This is a genomic window from Pseudomonas sp. PvP025 (genome assembly GCF_017832155.1).
Classification (GTDB): domain Bacteria; phylum Pseudomonadota; class Gammaproteobacteria; order Pseudomonadales; family Pseudomonadaceae; genus Aquipseudomonas.
Map to the genome: position 1 here is coordinate 1,648,465 of NZ_JAFIBJ010000001.1, position 18,245 is coordinate 1,666,709.

Sequence of the window (18,245 nt, forward strand, 5' to 3'; positions counted from 1 at the left end):
TATCCAGTCCTGGACAGGCCGTCAATTTGGCCGCCGTCCCCCTTTGTGGAGCTGCAACCATGGACACCCCTGCCGCACTGCTCGACACGGTCAAACTGCAGCGCAATATCCAGCGCATGCAGCAGCGCGCCGACAGCCTGGGCGTGCACCTGCGCCCCCATGTCAAAACCCATAAATGCGCGCAAGTCGTGGCCGCGCAGCTTGCCGCCGGCGCTCGCGGCATCACCGTGTCGACGCTCAAGGAAGCCGAGTACTTTTTCGCGCTGGGCATCGAGGATATTCTCTACGCCGTGTGCATTGCCCCGCACAAACTGCCCCAGGCGCTGGCATTGTGGTGCCGTGGTTGCGCGCTGACGCTGATCACCGACAGCCTTGCCGGCGCCAGCGCCATCGTCGATTTCGGCAAAGAACACGGCGCGACCTTCGCGGTCATGATCGAGATCGACTGCGACGGCCACCGCTCCGGGGTCAAGCCGCAGGCCCCGCTCTTGCTGGAGATTGCCGCCGTGCTCGGCGACAGGCTCGCCGGGGTCATCACCCATGCCGGGGAAAGCTACGGCCTGGACACGCCCGACGCCTTGCAGGCCATCGCCGAACAGGAACGCGCCCGCTGCGTTGAGGCCGCCGAGCGCATTCGCGCCAGCGGTCAGCCCTGCCCCCAGGTCAGCGTCGGCTCCACGCCCACTGCGCTGTCGGCGGCGCACCTGGACGGCGTCACCGAACTGCGCGCCGGCGTGTACGCGTTTTTCGACCTGGTAATGCACAACATCGGCGTATGCCGCCTCGACGAACTGGCCTTGAGCGTGCTCACCACGGTCATCGGCCATCAGCCGGAAAAGGGCTGGATCATCACCGATGGCGGCTGGATGGCCATGAGCCGCGACCGTGGCACTCAATCCCAACAGCACGATTTCGGCTATGGCCAGGTCTGTGATGAGCACGGCGAGCCCATCACCGGATTACTGCTGGGCAGCGCCAACCAGGAACATGGCGTAGCGCAGTTCGCGCACCACGACCTCGACGTGGTCACCCGCTTTCCACTCGGCACACGCCTGCGCATCCTGCCCAACCACGCCTGCGCGACAGGCGCCCAGTTCGGCAGCTACAGCGCACTGCTGGAAAACGGCCAACGCCAGGACTGGCCCCGCCTGCGAGGCTGGTAGAACGACAATCCCATCAATCTGACTCGATGTTTGTGGAAGCTGGCTTGCCTTAATGCCAGTCAGTTAAGCCCGCTCCCACATTTGATCCAATCCCACTACCCCAAAAACAACCGAACCTTGTGCTCCAACTGATCCAAATGCCGGTCCCGCTGCTTCTCCGCATCCACCATCGCCCGCTTGCCATGCTTCTGAAGCAGATACGCATGAATCTGCCGCACCTCCAGCGAGCCATAGATGGACGCCACATCCAGCACCCCCATCAACCCATCCGTGCGGTAATCGCGGGTATTCATCACCACCTGCGTTCCGCGCCCGCCCAGCACCTGAAACCCCATGGCGGCAAACACCGCAACCTTCTCAACCGCACACGCCAGCTCCACGTGCGGATAACGCGCCAGCACCTCAGCCATCATCGCGCGCGCCACGCCCTGGCGCCGGCAGCCGGCCTGCACCGCCATAAAGGCCACGCCGCAGGCCTCGGGGTCATTCTTCACCGGCAGGTACAGCAGAAAGCCGATGACCTTTTCCGGCTCGCTATCGTCGGTGGCCACAATCAACTCGACCGCAATGCCCTTCTCACCCGACAAGGCTTCAAGGTACAGGTGCACCTCAAAACCGATGGCGTACTGATAGAGGTTGTAGAGCAGATTGCTCGGCGGCAACGCAACGCTGCTGATGTCGGTGAGGTTGTCCACCACCATCTGCAGAATCTGGCTGTTGACCGGCTCGGGGCACGGCGTGGTGTAGCGGGTAAGGCTGAACATGCACATTCCTGGGGCTTCGCTTCAAGACTGGCGCGATTGTACCCGTAGCCGCCCGGTCAGTGCCCGCACGCCGTGCGCAAACAACCGCTGACGCAAAAAAACAAAAAAGGCGTTGCACCAGACCGGGTTACATCGCGCATCATGGGCACTTTCAAGTTCAAGGGTTAACGTCCATGCGCGTTCTGTCATTGATGATGGGTCTCACGACGCTGGCCGCCAGTACGGTGTTCTGCGCCAGCGCGATGGCGAATGAAGAAAGTCAGCTGGTGCAACAGATCAACGAGTACCGCAGCCAGGTGCAGCGCTGCGGCGACCAGGGTTCCCAGGAACTGCCGCCGCTGGCCAGCGATACGCGACTGGTGCTGCCGGCCAACAATGTCGGCGATCTGCAGCAGGCCCTGGCCCGCGCGGCCTACCCGATGGTGAATGTGCAGGCCATCAGCCTGTCCGGCCCCAGGGATTCCCAGGCGGCGATGAAGGCGGTGCGTGAGAGTTTCTGCCGGGTGGTGCTGGACCCGCAATTTGTCGATATTGGCGTGAGCAACAGTGGCCAGGACTGGCGCATCGTGCTCGCCCGTCCGCTGCTCACCAGCGGCCTGGGCGACTGGCAGACCGAAGGCCGGCAAGTGCTCAACCTGATCAACGCCGCGCGCGAACAGTCGCGCCAGTGCGGCACCCAGGCATTTGCCGCCACCACGCCACTGTCGTGGAACGACACCCTGGCCAGCGCCGCCAACAGCCATACACGCAACATGGCCAACGGCAACTTCTTCGATCACCTGGACCACGACGGGCGCACGCCTGGCGACCGCGCCGAACTGGCCGGGTATATCGCAAAAAACATCGGCGAAAACATCGCCGCTGGCCTGGATACGCCGCGCAAGGTGGTCGACGGCTGGCTCGCCAGCCCCGGCCATTGCGCCAACCTGATGAACCCGCAATTTCGCGAACTGGGCGCCGCTTATGCGATGGACCCGAAAAGCGACGCGGGCATTTACTGGACCGCCGTATTTGCCGCCCAGTGACCCTTGGGCGGCGGCCCAAAAAACCTGATGTTTCTCTATCCGATTGGATAGAGCATCAAAGTGCCACCTAGTAGACAATTGCGCTGAACTGGCGACGATCGTTCAGGTCTGTAACTGGCGACCTGACATTTCAGGCAATACTCGAACCGTGGCAGATAAGGTGTTGACCCGATGATGAATTGGCTGCAGGGCAGCAGCGGCATGGCTGAGCGGGTACGCCAGCATGATTGGGCCAGTACGCCGTTGGGGCCGCCTGATCAATGGCCGGACGTGCTCAAGACCACCGTCGCGCTGTGCTTTGCCTCCAGCTTTCCCCAGGCGATTATCTGGGGCCCCCGGCTGATCACGCTCTACAACGATGCGTTTGCGCCTATCCTCGGCAACAAGCCCGAGGCCCTGGGCCGGCCATTCAACGAGATCTGGCATGAAGTCTGGGACGATATCAGCCCCATCGTCGCCGACGCGTTCGAAGGGCATGCCACCTATATCGAAAACTTTCCCCTGGTGATTGAACGTGAAGCCATGCCGGAGCAGGCGTATTTCACGTTCTGCTACAGCCCGATCCGCGACCCCCAGGGCCGCGTGGTCGGCATGCTCGACACCGTGACTGAAACCACCCCCACGGTATTCCTCGCCCGCCGTCTGACGGTGCTCGAAGCCATCGGCCGCAGCGTCACCAGCGCAACCGATGCCCAGACGATCATGACGTCCACTACGCAGCTGCTGGCCGAACACCTGCAGGTGTCCATCTGCGCCTATGCCGACATGGATGCGGACGAAGACGGCTTCACCCTCCGTGGCGAATGGTCGGCGCAGGGTATGCCCAGTATCCTCGGCCGCTACCGCCTGGCCGACTTCGGTGAACGGGCCGTTACCTGCCTGCGCGCCGGCCAGCCGCTGGTGATCCGCAACAACCTGGAAGAACTGCCGCCCCACGAGTCCGTCAATTTCCAGGCCTTGGGCGTGACCGCCACCATCTGCATGCCGCTGATCAAGGATGGCCGACTCACTGCGTTGATGGCCGTACACGACAGGCAGGCGCGCTTCTGGTCTACCTATGACCTGGCCCTGCTGGGCGAAGTCACCGAACGCTCATGGGCCCATATCGAGCGCGTGCGCGCCGACGTCGCCGTGCGTGAAGGCCTGGCTGCCTACACCGAGCTGAACGCGACGCTGGAGCAGCGCGTGGAAGAACGCACCCTGGCGCTGGCCCAGGCCGAAGCCGCGCTGCGCCAATCGCAAAAGCTGGAGGCCATCGGCCAGTTGACCGGCGGCGTGGCCCACGACTTCAACAACCTGCTGACAATCATCCGCTCATCGGTGGATTTTCTGCGCCAGCCCGGCCTGTCGCAAGAGCGTCGCCAGCGCTACATGGGTGCGGTATCCGACACCGTGGAACGCGCCAGCAAGCTGACCAGCCAGTTACTCGCCTTTGCCCGGCGCCAACCGCTCAACCCGGAAGTCTTCGACGTGAGCCAGCGGGTGCGCAGCATCGGCGAGATGCTCGAAAGCGTCACCGGCGCACGCATTCATGTGCGCGTCGAGCTGCCTGACCAGCCCTGCTACGCGCGCATCGACCCCAGCCAGTTCGAAACGGCGCTGATCAACATCGCCCTCAACGCCCGCGATGCCATGGACGGCCAGGGCACGCTGAGCCTCAAGGTCGCCTGCGATCAGCCTCTGCCGCGCATCCGTGGGGAGGCCTCATCGAGCCAGCCGCACATCAGCCTGTCCCTGGCCGACACCGGCGCGGGTATTGCCGACGACAACTGCGAGCGCATCTTCGAGCCCTTCTTCACCACCAAGGCGGTGGGCAAAGGCACTGGCCTGGGGCTGTCGCAAGTGTTCGGCTTTGCCAAGCAGTCGGGCGGCAATATCGATGTGGCCAGCACGCCGGGCCAAGGCACGGTGTTTACCCTGTACCTGCCGCAGGTGGAAGGCGAAGCGCGAGCGCAGCCGCCTGCCGAAGAACAGCCGCTCACGCTGATTCAGAACAACGCCCTGCGCCATGTGCTGATCGTGGAGGACAACCTGGAGGTGGGCCGCTTCGCCAACCAGATCCTCCAGGACCTGGGCTATCAAACCACCTGGGCCACCGACGCTGAACAGGCACTGGCGCTGGTAGGCGCCGACGCCATGGTGTTCGACGCGATCTTCTCGGACGTGGTGATGCCGGGCATCACTGGCGTTGCCATGGCGAAGATGCTGCGCCAGCAGCGACCGGAGTTGCCGGTGGTACTCACCTCGGGTTACAGCGACGAGCTGGCGGACAGCGGCTACGAAGGCTTCGAATTCCTGCCCAAGCCCTACTCCGCCGACCAGGTCGCGCGGATATTGGCCAGGGCCTTGGCCCAGGAATGAGCTATTCCGCCACGGCCACCTGATTGCGGCCCATGGCCTTGGCGCGGTACAGCGCCTTGTCGGCGGTGTTCATCAAACCGTGCAGGTCGAGGTCCTGGGCCTGGGTCGAGGCCAGGCCCAGGCTGGCGGTAAGGCCATGCACCGGCTCGGACGCCAGTCCCGCAACCGCCTTCACCAGTTGTTCGGCGATGGCCCGAGCGGTTTCCAGTGACGTGTTGGGCAACAGCACCGCAAATTCCTCGCCGCCCAGGCGGCCATACACATCGGCCTGGCGAAACGAAGTGCTGATCACCCCGCCGATCTGGCGCAACACCTGGTCGCCGGCCTGATGGCCGTAGGTGTCATTGATCGCCTTGAAGTGGTCCATGTCCATCATCAGCGCACACAACGGCTGCTGCTGATGACGGCATTGCGCGTACAGCACATGGGCATGTTCAAAAAACGCGCGGCGATTCATCAGGCCGGTGAGTTCGTCGGTCTGTGCGGCGCGCGTGGAGATGCTGTGGGCCCGCTCCATCTGGCGGGTCAGGCGGAAGGCTTTTTCCAGCGCATCGGACAACTTGCGCGTGGCGCTGACTACAAAGGAGGAGAACACCAGTACGGCGATGCCCACGCCCACCTGCATGGGCGACGGCTGCAGCAGCAGCCACAGTGTGCAAGGCAGCAACACCAGGCCGATGGACACCAGCGTCATGGAGCGGTACACCGAGTAACAGGACACTGCGCTTACCGACATGCCCACGGTAAAGAGCATGATCAGCACTTGTGACAGACGGTCGTCGGTGGGCATCAGCGCAAAGGCACCAGCGCCCCATACGGCGGCCGAGAGAATGAGGGTGATCCAGTAACGGCGCTCCCAGCGTTGCGGGGTGCGCTCGCTGTTGGGGCAACGGAACCAGTCGGTGAACATCTTGACCCGCAGCAGCGACGTCAGCGCCAGCGCCACCAGCCATAAGAGCATGACGCGATGATCAAAACGGTCCCAACACAGCCAGCAGAGCATGACGGCAGCCATGTAGCTGCCGAAAATCGCGGAAAAGGATTGGCGAAAAAGCTGATGCAAACGGTCGGTTCGCACCTGCTCTTCGATAAAACCATCCTGGTCCCGCCCACGCCCTAGGCCATTCATGAAAGCTGCCCGCTCCGCCTGCCATGACAAAGGCGCCATTGTGGCACCCTGCCACTAGCCTGGACAACTGAATCCAGCACGGTAGAGCCTTTTAACTCAACTCAGGGCGCAAAATCAGTACGCCCAGCGGTGGCAGATTCAACGACAGCGACACCGGCTGCCCATGGCGTGCCTCATCGTGGGTGAAGACGCCACCGCCGTTGCCAAAATTGGAACCTGCGTAGGTGTCCGCATCACTGTTGATCACCTCGCTCCAGCGCCCGGCAAACGGCACGCCCACGGTGTAGCCCTCACGGGGCACCGGGGTAAAGTTGGCCACCACCAGCACCGGTTTGCCGTCCTTGCTCCAGCGCAGCCAGGCAAAAACGCTGTTGATGGCGTCGTCGCCGATCAGCCACTGGAAGCCCTGCGGCGCATCGTCCTGCTCGTGCAGCGCCGGTTCCTCGCGGTACAGGCGGTTCAAATCGCCCACCAGTTTCTGCACGCCCCGGTGTTCCGGGTACTGCAGCAGGTACCAGTCCAGCTGCTGATCGTGATTCCACTCGCGCCACTGGCCGAACTCGCAGCCCATGAACAGCAGTTTCTTGCCCGGGTGCATCCACATAAAACTCAGGTAGGCCCGCAGGTTGGCGAATTTCTGCCAGCGGTCGCCGGGCATCTTGTCGATCAGCGAGTGCTTGCCGTGCACCACTTCATCGTGAGAGATCGGCAAAATGAAGCGCTCGGACCAGGCATACACCAGGCCGAAGCTCAGCTCATTGTGATGATGGGCGCGGTACACCGGGTCCTGCTGGATGTAATGCAGCGAATCGTGCATCCAGCCCATGTTCCACTTGTAATTGAAGCCCAGACCGCCCTGCTGGGTCGGCTGGCTGACGCCGGGCCAGGCCGTGGACTCTTCGGCAATCACCAGCGCGCCAGGCGCTTCGAGGGCGACCACGTCGTTCAAGTGGCGCAAAAAGTCGATGGCCTCGAGGTTTTCCCGCCCGCCGTGGCGGTTGGGCACCCATTCACCGGCCTTGCGCGAATAGTCGCGGTAGAGCATCGATGCCACCGCATCCACGCGCAGACCGTCGATGTGGAAATGCTTGAGCCAATGCAGCGCCGACGCCAACATGAAGCCGTGCACTTCGGTGCGGCCCAGGTTATAGATCAGCGTGTCCCAGTCCTGATGGAAGCCTTCCAGCGGGTTGGCGTATTCGTACAGCGCGGTGCCGTCGAATTGCGCCAGGCCATGGGTGTCGGTCGGGAAATGCGCCGGTACCCAGTCGAGGATCACGCCGATATCGGCCTGGTGCAGGGCGTTGACGAAGTACGCAAAATCTTCCGGCGAGCCAAACCGCGCGCTCGGTGCAAACTGCGACAACGCCTGATAACCCCACGAACCGCCAAACGGGTGCTCCATAATCGGCATCAGCTCGATATGGGTGAAGCCCAACTCCTGCACATAAGGAATCAGGCGCTCGGCCAGTTCACGCCAGCCGTACTGGCGCGAAACCTCACCCGCCTCGTCCAGCTCACACTGCCAGGAGCCCACGTGCAGCTCGTAGATCGACAGCGGCGCCGAGGGTTTCTGCTTGTCGGGGCGCGCCTGCATCCAGTCGTGGTCCTGCCAATCCACCTGCAGCGGTGGCGCCACTTTGGACGCGGTGTCGGGCGGCAGCTGAGTGGCCAGGGCCATGGGGTCGGCCTTGAGCGGCAGGATGCCGTGGGCGCCGAGAATCTCGTATTTGTAAGCCGCACCCGGCTGCAGGCGCGGGATAAAGAGTTCCCACACGCCCGACGGGTGCCGCAGGCGCATCGGATGACGGCGACCGTCCCAGATATTGAAATCGCCCACCACCGACACGCGCCGGGCGTTTGGCGCCCACACGGCAAACCGTACGCCGTGCACACCGTCGACACTGGTCACCTGGGCGCCCAGGCAACTGCCAAGGTCGCGGTGATTGCCTTCGGCAAACAGGTACAGGTCCATTTCACCGAGCAGCAGCTGGCTGAAGCTGTAGGGGTCTTCGGTGATCTGCTCACCGCCGGCCCACTGGATTTTCAACAGGTAATCCTGACGCGTGGCAAAGTGCCCGATGAACAGGCCCGGCACCTGAGTCGCCTCCAGGCTGCCGATCGATTCACCGCCGTCGCGTGTCAAGACCTGCACACTCAGGGCTTCGGGCAGGAACGCGCGGATGAATTGCCCGCCCTGCTCATCATCATGCGGGCCCAGAATCGAGAACGGGTCCGGGTGCTCGGCGCGCACCAGCGCTTCAACGTCTCTGGACGCCGGCATTGCAGTCAACTTGGGCTGCAGCGGTTCTTTATTGATATAACTCATGACGTCTCCCCACCGCGTGCAGTTTTCGATATAGGGGCAAGCCCGCTCAACAATGCGTGCAAGCCTTGTAATGGCACCGCCAACCAGGTCGGGCGATTTTCTGCTTCGTAAGCCACTTCGTACGCAGCTTTCTCCAAGCTGAACAGTGTCAGCGCGGCGTCCTGGCCCTTGGCGTCCTGCCAGTCATGCGCCAGTGTAGACGCAGCGGCCTCATAGGCCTGGATAAATGCCTGGCGCGCCTCCTTGAGGTAGCGATCGGTCACGCGTTTGCGCGCAAGGTCCGCTTCGGGGGAGTGATCCACCCCCTGCACGTTCAGCGCCATGGCGGCCGCGTAATCAAACGAACGCAACACACCGCTCACATCCTTGTAGGGGCTGTGCTTGCCGCGCCGCTCATGCAGCGGCCTTGCCGGCTCGCCCTCGAAGTCGATCAGGTAGGCATCGCCCTTCACCACCAGCACCTGGCCCAGGTGCAAGTCACCGTGCACGCGAATGCGCAGCCCGCCCAGCGTGGCTTTCGCCAATGCCTGGACCTGGCTGCCGATGGCTTTTTTCTGCGCCAGTAGTTCACTGACCAGCGTCTGATCAGCGGGGTTCAACTGATGTTGGTTGAGCTTGAGCAATTGCAGGGCGCGTTCGATCTGCGCGCCCACGTCCTTGGCCCAGGCCTGGGTGTCCTTGGTCGAGGTGGTTTCTGGCCTGAAGTCCTTGTTGTCAGTGGGCGCACCCAGCACGCCGTGCATTTCGCCCAGACGCTGGCCGAGCAGGCCGGCAAAGTCCGCCAGCTCGCCCAGAGCGTTGTAATGCTGCTCCTGATCGGACATGGCCTCGGCGAGTTCGTCGCGGATCGCTCGCTCCAGGTTGTTCTGGGTCCAGCTCCACGCATCGCCCTGGTTGCTCAGGTAACCCTGGGCGATCATCAGCAGGTTGTCCTCGCCCTCAGCGTCACGCCGAATCATCGACCCCATCAGCGGCGAGATATTCGGGTAGCCGGCCTCGGTGAGGTAAGCGCTCATTTCAAGCTCGGGGTGCACCCCGGCGCTGACTTTGCGGATCAGCTTGAGCACCAGGCGTTCACCCACCACCACCGAGCTGTTGGACTGCTCGGCAGAGAGGTAACGAACCGATACGTCGCTGCTCAGTTGCAGCGCGTCCAGGTGCGGGGTCGCTGCAAAGCGCAGGGCACCGTCGCTGCTGTCAAGCACGCTGCCGGCCTGCAGGGCCTGGATCACCGCACGAATGAAATGCTCGAGGCTGAACGCATCGGTTACCAAACCTACCTCGCGGGTGCGCCGCACGCGGGCCAGGGCCAATTGCTGGGGCAAGGCGCTGGTGAACTGGTCTTCGCGCAGCAAACCGAACGGCAACTGATAACGGCTCACCTGCCCGCCGCTGCTCACCTCGATTTCGCTGAGCAACACCGGATGCTCCGGGTCGCCAAACCGCACGCCGTAAGCGATGTGCACGCTGTCGATGGTTGCGTCCTTGCCGGCAAACCAGCGGCGCTTGGGCAGCCACAGCGGCAGTGAGTCGTGTTCGAGGGTGTTGCGGCAAGGTTCTTCGAGCAATTCTTCCATGCGTTTTTTCAGTACCAAAGTGGTGAAGTCGGGAATGCTCTGCGCCGGCTCGACATGCCAGCTGGGCATCTGATTCTCGGCGGCCAGCACAAACCAGTAGAAGCCGTACGGCGCCAGGGTCAGCAGGAAGTTGAGTTGGCCAATCGGTGGGAACGCGTTGCCGCCGAGCATCTCCACCGGGACCATGCCGGCGAATGCTGACAGGTCCAGCTCCGCCGCCTGGGCGCTGCGTGACACGTTGGCCACGCACAATATGATTTCCGTGCGCCCGTCCTCGCCGGTGAACTCGCGGGTATAGGCGAGGATGCGACGGTTGCTCGGCGAGAGCATTTTCAGGCTGCCGCGACCGAACGCCTTGGACTGCTTGCGCACTGCGAGCATGCGCCGCGTCCAGTTGAGCAGCGAGTGCGGGTCCTGGGCCTGGGTCTCGACGTTGATCGACTGGTAGCCGTATTGCGGGTCCATGATCGGCGGCAGCACCAGACTCGCCGGGTCGGCGCGGGAGAAGCCGCCATTACGGTCGATGGACCACTGCATGGGCGTACGCACACCGTCGCGGTCGCCCAGGTAGATGTTGTCGCCCATGCCGATTTCATCGCCGTAATACAGGGTCGGTGTGCCGGGCATCGACAGCAGCAGGCTGTTGAGCAACTCGACGCGGCGGCGGTCGCGCTCCATCAACGGCGCCAGGCGCCGACGAATACCCAGGTTGATACGCGCGCGGCGGTCGGCGGCGTAGTAGTTCCACAGGTAGTCGCGTTCCTTGTCGGTGACCATCTCCAGGGTCAGCTCGTCGTGGTTGCGCAGGAAAATCGCCCATTGGCAATTGGCCGGGATCTCCGGGGTCTGGCGCAAAATATCGGTGATCGGAAAGCGATCCTCCTGGGCCAGCGCCATGTACATGCGCGGCATCAGCGGGAAGTGAAAGGCCATGTGGCATTCGTCGCCGTCGTCGCCCTTTTTGTCACCAAAGTACAGCTGTGTATCTTCAGGCCACTGGTTGGCTTCGGCCAGCAGCATGCGGTCGGGGTAATGCGCGTCGATCTCGGCGCGGATCTGCTTGAGCACGCCGTGGGTTTCCGGCAGGTTCTCGTTGTTGGTGCCATCGCGCTCGATCAGGTAGGGGATCGCGTCCAGACGCAGGCCGTCGATGCCCATGTCCAGCCAGTAGCGCATCACCGACAGCACGGCTTTCATGACTTGCGGGTTGTCAAAGTTGAGGTCCGGCTGGTGCGAATAGAAGCGGTGCCAGAAGTATTGACCGGCCACCGGGTCCCAGGTCCAGTTGGACTTTTCGGTGTCGAGGAAAATGATGCGGGTGCCGTCGTACTTCTGGTCGTCATCGGACCAGACATAGAAATCCCGCGCGGCCGAACCGGGCTTGGCCTTGCGCGCACGCTGGAACCAGGGGTGCTGGTCGGAGGTGTGGTTGATCACCAGCTCGGTGATGACCCGCAACCCGCGCTTGTGCGCCTCGGCAATGAAGCGCCGGGCATCGGCCATGGTTCCGTAGTCGCTGTGCACGCCACGGTATTCGGCAATGTCGTAACCGTCGTCGCGGCGTGGCGAGGGATAGAACGGCAACAGCCAGATGGTGTTGACGCCCAGATCGGCGATGTAATCAAGTTTGGCGATCAGCCCGGGAAAGTCGCCGATCCCGTCATTGTTGGAGTCGAAATAGGATTTGACGTGAACCTGGTAGATCACCGCGTCCTTGTACCAGAGCGGATCCTTGATGAACGTGGCTGCCTTGGGTTTCTTCGCCATTGGACACTCCTGAAAACTCGAAAAAACGGGCTGACGCAATCCGGTCAATGTGGGAGGGAGCAAGCTCCTTCCCACCTTTGACCTCGGCAGGCTTAAGACGCGGTAATGCGCCAGATCCCAAACGGCATCTGCGGATCGAGACGGGTCCACTGGCTCTTGCCGTACCAGGTCCAGCGATGGCCGTTCATCAGGTCCTCGCCCTGGGTCTGCGCATCGTCCGGCAGGCCCATTTCCCATAGCGGCAATTCGAAGTGAGCTTCCTGGGCATTGAACGGATCGAGGTTGACCGCCACCAGGATGAAGTTGCTGCCATCTTCGCTGCGCTTGCCGAAATACAGGATGTTGTCGTTCCAGGCGTTGTAGAGCTTGAGCCCCAGGTGTGTCTGCAGGGCCGGGTTCTGGCGGCGGATGCGGTTGAGTTGGGCGATTTCGGCAATGATGTTGCCCGGCGCGGTGAAGTCGCGCGGGCGAATCTCGTACTTCTCCGAGTCCAGGTACTCTTCCTTGCCAGGCACGGGTGCCGCTTCGCACAACTCAAAGCCCGAATACATACCCCACAGGCCCGAGCCCATGGTGGCCAGCGCAGCGCGGATCAGGAAGCCCGGACGGCCGGATTCGTGCAGAAAGCCAGGGTTGATGTCCGGCGTATTGACGAAGAAGTTCGGCCGGTAGCACTCACGCCACGGCGACTGGTTGAGCTGGGTGAAATACTCGCTCAACTCGGCCTTGGTGTTGCGCCAGGTGAAGTAGGTGTAGCTCTGGGAATAGCCAACCTTGCCCAGGCGCGCCATCATCGCCGGCGTGGTAAAGGCTTCCGCAAGGAAGATCACCTCGGGGTATTTGGCGCGCACATCGCTGATCAGCCATTGCCAGAACGGCAACGGCTTGGTGTGCGGGTTGTCGACGCGAAAAGTCTTCACGCCCTCTTCCACCCAGCCCACCACAACGTCGCGCAGCTCTGTCCACAAGCCGGGAATGGCGTCGGCGGCGTAGAAATCGACGTTGACGATATCCTGGTACTTTTTCGGCGGGTTTTCCGCATATTTGATCGTGCCGTCCGGGCGCCAGTTGAACCAGCCCGGGTGCTGCTTGAGCCATGGGTGGTCCTGGGAGCACTGGATAGCGAAGTCGAGGGCGATTTCCAGGCCATGGTCGGCGGCGGCCTTCACCAGGCGGCGGAAATCATCACGGCTGCCCAGTTGCGGGTGAATCGCCTCGTGACCGCCGTCCTCGCTGCCGATGGCATACGGGCTGCCGGGGTCATCGGGGCCGGCATGCAGTGAATTGTTGGGCCCCTTGCGGTGGCTGCGGCCAATGGGATGGATGGGCGGAAAGTAGAGCACGTCGAAGCCCATGTCATGGATCATCGACAAACGAGAGTGCACATCGTTGAAGGTGCCATGGCGCGCCGGATCATCGGTGATCGAGCGCGGAAACAGCTCGTACCAGCTGGCGAACTGCGCGCGTTCACGTTCCACATCAATCGGGTAGACGGTGCTGATGCTCAGATAGGCGCGGTGGTCGGCCTGGGTCATCAGGTGTGCACTGTCTTCGTGCAGGAACTGCGCAACCTGCTCGGTTTCCAGCAGGCCGGAGAGTTCGTGGTGCAGCAGCATCAGACGGTCGCGCAGCTCGTTGTCACTGCGCTCGGCAGCCTGCAGCACCAGGCTGCGGCCTTCCTGCAGCTCGAGGCTGACCGGTACACCGGCTTCGTGCTTCTTGCGCAGTTCATAGCAGAAACTGGCGAAGGTATCGATCCAGGCTTCGATGCAGAACTCATGCGGGCCTTGCTCGGTAACGGTAAACGCGCCCTCCCAGCCGTTGTTGCCAACATCGGCCATCACCACGCTGTGCCAGGTTTCTTCGTGCAACGGGCGCCAGCGAATCAATACAGCCAGCTTGTCGTGGCCGTCGGCAAACACCTTGCTGGTGACGTTCACGCGCTGGTTCACCACGGCTTTTACGGCAAATTCGCCGCCGTCGATCACGGGCGTGGTGTCTTCAATGGCGATCCTGGGCAGCAGCAAGGCCTGGGACAATGGTAATGCGCAGTTATCTGAAGCCAGTGTTTCAGCAGTCATCGAGCATCTTCCCCTTACGCCCTGTGGACGCTCTTTTGCTTGATCCGAATTCTGATACGGCGGCGCTCTCCCTGAGCGGGGCCGTCTTAGGTCCGAGCCTGTGTGCGAGAGAAAAGTTCAGGCGGATATGCCGCCACCGGGCGGGAATCAAATCCGCCACGCGGTTGTCCACCGCTGGAGCAAAGCACAAAGGAGGCCACACCATGACTATTCCGATTCCGGCTGAAACGCCCGACCCCAATATTGACGACCCAACGTTACCGCCTGTTGAACCGCCGCCGGTTCCTGAACAGGAACCGCCGGAAAACCAGCCGCCACCGGTGCAGGAGCCGCCTGGAGGTGAACCGCCAGTGGTTCTTTGAGGCTTTCCACGCGGTGTTCCGCATTCGCTTGCGCAGACTACGCAACCGGGTTGCGCAAGCGGACCTTGATCGTGGCAATTTCCCACTCGATAAAAAGCTCTAGTCCTAACTGCAACGAACGTGCGGGTTCTCATACTGATTTTTCGCTCGCCTGAACGTCACGCATCAGGCAAGGCGTAATCCAATCTGTTTATGAGGAATCAGCATGACGACCATCAGCGCACCGCCGGCCTTTGCGTTCAACGCACCTCACACCGCCCCGACCAGCCCCCACCCGCTCAAGCAACCCGAAGTATCCACGCCTGCGCTCTACCTGGAGCGACACCTTGAGGATATAAGCGCCCGTGTGGACCGTAATACCATTGACCACATGATGCGTAACCTGGATTCGAAAGAGTCAAAGGATTACTTCGAGAAAATCGACGCATTGCTGACCCCGGACAACATCAAGCGCCTGGCAACCGGCCCCAAGGCGAAATCTCACATCAAGGCGCTTGCCCATATCGAAACCCGTTTTAATAGCGGCTCGATCGATAAGGTATCAACCCCCGTCGAGTGGAAGCATGTCGAGGACTATCGCAAAGCCGTGGAGGCAGAACTGTTCGAGTTGACGATCAGCATGCTTAAAGCCCCGTGGGAGAAGGGCTCTGATTTGGCGCGCGGTTTCTTCCATAATGAAATCGCCCCCCATGTCCTGCATGGGATGCATGACCTTCAGTCCAAATGCACGCACCTCAGTGAAATAGCCAAGTTGGTGAAAAACATACTCGAGTCGTTGCAGGATGCGCACCTTACAGAGCGCGCGCAGGATTTGTCGCGAGGGTATGCGGTCAGGTGAAAGAACCGGACCCGTTGACCCGAATCGGTAGTCACTCGTCCTTCTCGAACGCACGCACGATCCGCGGCATCACGCTGAACACCGCCAGGGCCAGCAAGGTACTCAACAATGCTGTGGATTCCCGGCCCAGGCCGGCCGCGACGCCAATCGCGGCGGTCATCCAAAGCCCTGCTGCGGTGGTCAGCCCTTTGACGTGGCCCGCGTCCTCATCCTTGCCCTTGATGATGGTGCCCGCGCCCAAAAAGCCGATGCCGGCGATCACGCCCTGCACCACGCGGCTCATGGCATCGGCCTGGTTACCGGACATCTGCGGCACCAGCACGAACAGCGCCGCGCCCAGCGCCACCAGCATGTGCGTGCGTATCCCGGCCGCCTTGCCCTTGCTCTCGCGCTCAAAACCGAGGATGCCGCCGAGAATGGCCGCCATCAACAGCCGCACGGTCATCTGGGTGACCTGTTTTGCATCGCCGATATCGGCGAATTCGGCCTGCAGGGTCAGCCACGCTTCTTGCCACCATGCGTCCATGGATGCGCTCCTTTGTGATTGTTGGTAAAAGATGGACAGCGGCGACCGCCAGTCAGTTGCCTGCAACGCCTGGACATCGGCGAGTCTGCTGCTACCTTCCGGTCCGATTACCCACTGAACCTGTTTAAGGCCCGATGAAACGCTACGAAAAATTTGCCGATGCCATTGCAGAACTGATCCGCTCCGGCGTGCTCGGGCCTGGTCAGCGTGTGCCTTCCGTGCGCTACGCCAGCCAGACCTACGGCGTCAGCCCCTCTACGGTGTTCCAGGCTTATTACCTGCTCGAGCGCCGTGGCCTGATCCGCGCGCGGCCGCGCTCGGGTTATTTCGTCAACACCCATGCGCCCAGCCCGCTGGCCGAGCCGGTGACGAACGAGCCGGTGCGCGACTCCACCGAGGTGGATGTGAGTGAACTGGTGTTTTCGGTGCTCGACTCCATCAAAGACCCCAATACGGTGCCGTTCGGCTCAGCCTTTCCCAGCCCGCTGCTGTTCCCGTTGCCGCGCCTGGCCCGTTCCCTGGCCCGCGCCGCTCGCGAAATGGACCCGCGCCTGGTGGTCACCGACATGTCGCCGGGCAACCCGCAACTGCGCCGGCAAATCGCGCTGCGCTACAGCGTCGGCGGGCTGGTGGTGCCGATGGAAGAACTGCTGATCACCAACGGCGCCCTGGAAGCGCTCAACCTGTGCCTGCAGGCCGTGACCGAGCCGGGCGATCTGGTTGCAATCGAAGCGCCAGCGTTCTACGCCTGCCTGCAAGTACTTGAGCGGCTGAAGCTCAAGGCCGTGGAAATTCCCGTGCACCCGCGCGATGGCATCGACCTGGACGCCCTTGCCCAAGCCCTGGCGCGCTACCCGATCAAGGCCTGCTGGACCATGACCAGCTTTCAGAACCCCATGGGCGCCACCTTGCCGCAGGCCAAAAAGCAGGCGTTGGTGGAACTGCTGCGCAGCCACCAGGTGCCGTTGATCGAAGACGATGTGTACGCCGAGTTGTATTACGGGCAACACGCGCCGAAACCGGCCAAGGCCTTCGACACCGACGGGCTGGTGATGCATTGCGGCTCGTTTGCCAAGAGCCTGGCGCCGGGTTATCGGGTGGGCTGGGTCGCGGCCGGGCGCTATGCGCAGAAGGTCGAGCGTCTCAAGCTGATGACCTCGTTGTGCCCGTCGATGCCGGCCCAGGCTGCCATCGCCGATTACCTGCAACACGGCGGTTATGACCGCCACCTGCGCAGACTGCGCTATGCCCTGGAAGAACAGCAACACGCCATGCTGGCCGCCATTGCCCGCCACTTTCCGGCACATACCCGCGTCAGCCAGCCCACCGGCGGCTATTTCCTGTGGCTGGAACTGCCGGAGCAGACCGACTCGCTGAAACTCTTCCAACGGGCCCTGGCCCAAGGCGTCAGCCTGGCGCCTGGGCCGATCTTCTCGGCGACCCGGCGCTTTCGCCACTGTATCCGCTTGAATTACGGCAGCCCCTGGACCGCGGCGTCCGATACAGCGATGCAGACCCTGGGGCGGCTTGTGCAGTCGCTCTAGCGGCCGCCGCCCAGGTCGATAAAGGTGCCGGTGGCATACGAAGCCTTGTCCGACAGCAACCAGATAATCGCCTCGGCCACTTCATCCGGGCGCCCGCCACGGGCCATGGGAATGCCGGGCTCGAGCTTGCTGACGCGGTCCGGGTCGCCGCTCAGGGCGTGGAAGTCGGTGAAGATGTAGCCGGGGCGCACCGCGTTGACCCGGATACCCTCGCCCGCCACTTCCCGGGACAGGCCCAGGGTGAAGGTGTCGAGCGCGCCCTTGGAGGCGGCGTAGTCGACATACTCGCCGGGCGACCCCAGACGCGCCGCTACCGACGACACATTGACGATACTGCCGCCCTGCCCGCCATGGCGTGGCGACATGCGCAGCAGCGCCTGTTTGGCGCAGAGGATCGGCCCCAACACGTTGGTCTTGAGGACCTTGAGGATGCGGAACTCGGACATGTCCTCCACCCGCGACTTGTGCCCCACGGTGCCGGCGTTGTTCACCAGCGCGGTGACACGGCCCAGCTCGGCGTCGACCCGGCTGAACAGCGCGATCACTTCATCTTCGATACTGACATCGGCGCGCACCGCAATCGCCTCGGCGCCCAGGGCGCGCACCTGTTCCAGCACCGCCTGGGCGGCGGTTTCGTCAGACTGGTAATTGATGCAGATGCGATAGCCTTCGCGGGCGGCGAGCAAGGCCGTCTCGGCGCCGATTCCGCGGCTGCCTCCGGTAATGATGACGACTTTGTCCATGCCAGCGATCTCCTGAAATACCCTGATGTTTGCGGT

The 18,245-nt window shown here is 62.6% G+C and carries 13 protein-coding genes; 6 read left to right on the plus strand and 7 right to left on the minus strand.

Annotation, left to right across the window (positions count from 1 at the left end):
* The first annotated feature begins 59 nt into the window (after positions 1-59).
* Entirely contained in the window at positions 60-1,163 is a 1,104-nt protein-coding gene (locus tag JOE32_RS06590) for an alanine racemase (RefSeq protein WP_209982513.1), read from the plus strand.
* Between the two features lie 95 nt (positions 1,164-1,258).
* Here JOE32_RS06590 and JOE32_RS06595 read toward each other — a convergent pair whose 3' ends face one another.
* Positions 1,259-1,927: a GNAT family N-acetyltransferase gene (locus JOE32_RS06595; RefSeq protein ID WP_209982515.1), complete on the minus strand. Its 669-nt coding sequence runs from the start codon at positions 1,925-1,927 to the stop codon at positions 1,259-1,261.
* Positions 1,928-2,100: 173 nt separating this feature from the next.
* On the opposite strand from JOE32_RS06595, the gene JOE32_RS06600 reads away from it, so the two are divergent.
* Together JOE32_RS06600 and JOE32_RS06605 are read left to right on the plus strand one after the other, a co-directional pair.
* A complete protein-coding gene (locus tag JOE32_RS06600) occupies positions 2,101-2,952 on the plus strand; it encodes a CAP domain-containing protein (protein WP_209982517.1) in 852 nt (283 codons plus the stop codon).
* A 171-nt stretch (positions 2,953-3,123) separates the two neighbouring features.
* Entirely contained in the window at positions 3,124-5,313 is a 2,190-nt protein-coding gene (locus JOE32_RS06605) for an ATP-binding protein (protein WP_209982519.1), read from the plus strand.
* 1 nt (position 5,314) lies between these two features.
* On the opposite strand, the gene JOE32_RS06610 is transcribed toward JOE32_RS06605, so the two are convergent.
* The 4 genes from JOE32_RS06610 to JOE32_RS06625 all read right to left on the minus strand — a co-directional run bounded on the left by JOE32_RS06610 (position 5,315) and on the right by JOE32_RS06625 (position 14,196).
* On the minus strand, positions 5,315-6,481 hold the full coding sequence (locus tag JOE32_RS06610; protein WP_209982521.1) for a GGDEF domain-containing protein: 1,167 nt from the start codon (positions 6,479-6,481) through the stop codon (positions 5,315-5,317).
* Positions 6,482-6,533: 52 nt separating this feature from the next.
* Positions 6,534-8,771 (minus strand): 1,4-alpha-glucan branching protein GlgB, encoded by a 2,238-nt coding sequence (gene glgB / locus JOE32_RS06615; RefSeq protein WP_209982523.1) that lies wholly within the window; start codon positions 8,769-8,771, stop codon positions 6,534-6,536.
* Entirely contained in the window at positions 8,768-12,115 is a 3,348-nt protein-coding gene (treS, locus tag JOE32_RS06620) for a maltose alpha-D-glucosyltransferase (RefSeq protein ID WP_209982525.1), read from the minus strand. The genes glgB and treS overlap by 4 nt, the downstream gene beginning before the upstream one ends.
* Before the next feature lie 92 nt (positions 12,116-12,207).
* A complete protein-coding gene (locus tag JOE32_RS06625; protein ID WP_209982526.1) occupies positions 12,208-14,196 on the minus strand; it encodes an alpha-1,4-glucan--maltose-1-phosphate maltosyltransferase in 1,989 nt (662 codons plus the stop codon).
* Between the two features lie 203 nt (positions 14,197-14,399).
* On the opposite strand from JOE32_RS06625, the gene JOE32_RS06630 reads away from it, so the two are divergent.
* Positions 14,400-14,558 carry a hypothetical protein gene (locus JOE32_RS06630; RefSeq protein WP_209982529.1) on the plus strand — a complete coding sequence of 53 codons (159 nt, stop codon included), beginning with the start codon at positions 14,400-14,402 and terminating at the stop codon, positions 14,556-14,558.
* Between the two features lie 205 nt (positions 14,559-14,763).
* Positions 14,764-15,396, plus strand: a complete 633-nt coding sequence (locus tag JOE32_RS06635; RefSeq protein ID WP_209982531.1) for a hypothetical protein — start codon at positions 14,764-14,766, stop codon at positions 15,394-15,396.
* A 31-nt stretch (positions 15,397-15,427) separates the two neighbouring features.
* Here the strand turns inward: JOE32_RS06635 and JOE32_RS06640 are convergent, their stop codons facing one another.
* Positions 15,428-15,922 (minus strand): MgtC/SapB family protein, encoded by a 495-nt coding sequence (locus tag JOE32_RS06640; RefSeq protein ID WP_209982532.1) that lies wholly within the window; start codon positions 15,920-15,922, stop codon positions 15,428-15,430.
* 134 nt (positions 15,923-16,056) lie between these two features.
* Between JOE32_RS06640 and mapR the strand changes: the two genes are divergently transcribed.
* A complete protein-coding gene (gene mapR, locus JOE32_RS06645; RefSeq protein ID WP_209982534.1) occupies positions 16,057-17,466 on the plus strand; it encodes a GntR family transcriptional regulator MpaR in 1,410 nt (469 codons plus the stop codon).
* Here mapR and JOE32_RS06650 read toward each other — a convergent pair.
* The gene (locus JOE32_RS06650; RefSeq protein ID WP_209982536.1) at positions 17,463-18,209 is read right to left on the minus strand and encodes an SDR family oxidoreductase; all 747 of its coding nucleotides are present in this window, start codon (positions 18,207-18,209) and stop codon (positions 17,463-17,465) included. The two genes, mapR and JOE32_RS06650, sit on opposite strands and share 4 nt — an antisense overlap.
* Between the last annotated feature and the right edge of the window lie 36 nt (positions 18,210-18,245).

Coding starts and splice junctions, on each gene's coding strand:
- JOE32_RS06590 (WP_209982513.1), top strand. CDS start 60: ATGGACACCCCTGCCGCACTGCTCGACACGGTCAAACTGCAGCGCAAT.
- JOE32_RS06595 (WP_209982515.1), bottom strand. CDS start 1,927: ATGTTCAGCCTTACCCGCTACACCACGCCGTGCCCCGAGCCGGTCAAC.
- JOE32_RS06600 (WP_209982517.1), top strand. CDS start 2,101: ATGCGCGTTCTGTCATTGATGATGGGTCTCACGACGCTGGCCGCCAGT.
- JOE32_RS06605 (WP_209982519.1), top strand. CDS start 3,124: ATGATGAATTGGCTGCAGGGCAGCAGCGGCATGGCTGAGCGGGTACGC.
- JOE32_RS06610 (WP_209982521.1), bottom strand. CDS start 6,481: ATGGCGCCTTTGTCATGGCAGGCGGAGCGGGCAGCTTTCATGAATGGC.
- glgB (WP_209982523.1), bottom strand. CDS start 8,771: ATGAGTTATATCAATAAAGAACCGCTGCAGCCCAAGTTGACTGCAATG.
- treS (WP_209982525.1), bottom strand. CDS start 12,115: ATGGCGAAGAAACCCAAGGCAGCCACGTTCATCAAGGATCCGCTCTGG.
- JOE32_RS06625 (WP_209982526.1), bottom strand. CDS start 14,196: ATGACTGCTGAAACACTGGCTTCAGATAACTGCGCATTACCATTGTCC.
- JOE32_RS06630 (WP_209982529.1), top strand. CDS start 14,400: ATGACTATTCCGATTCCGGCTGAAACGCCCGACCCCAATATTGACGAC.
- JOE32_RS06635 (WP_209982531.1), top strand. CDS start 14,764: ATGACGACCATCAGCGCACCGCCGGCCTTTGCGTTCAACGCACCTCAC.
- JOE32_RS06640 (WP_209982532.1), bottom strand. CDS start 15,922: ATGGACGCATGGTGGCAAGAAGCGTGGCTGACCCTGCAGGCCGAATTC.
- mapR (WP_209982534.1), top strand. CDS start 16,057: ATGAAACGCTACGAAAAATTTGCCGATGCCATTGCAGAACTGATCCGC.
- JOE32_RS06650 (WP_209982536.1), bottom strand. CDS start 18,209: ATGGACAAAGTCGTCATCATTACCGGAGGCAGCCGCGGAATCGGCGCC.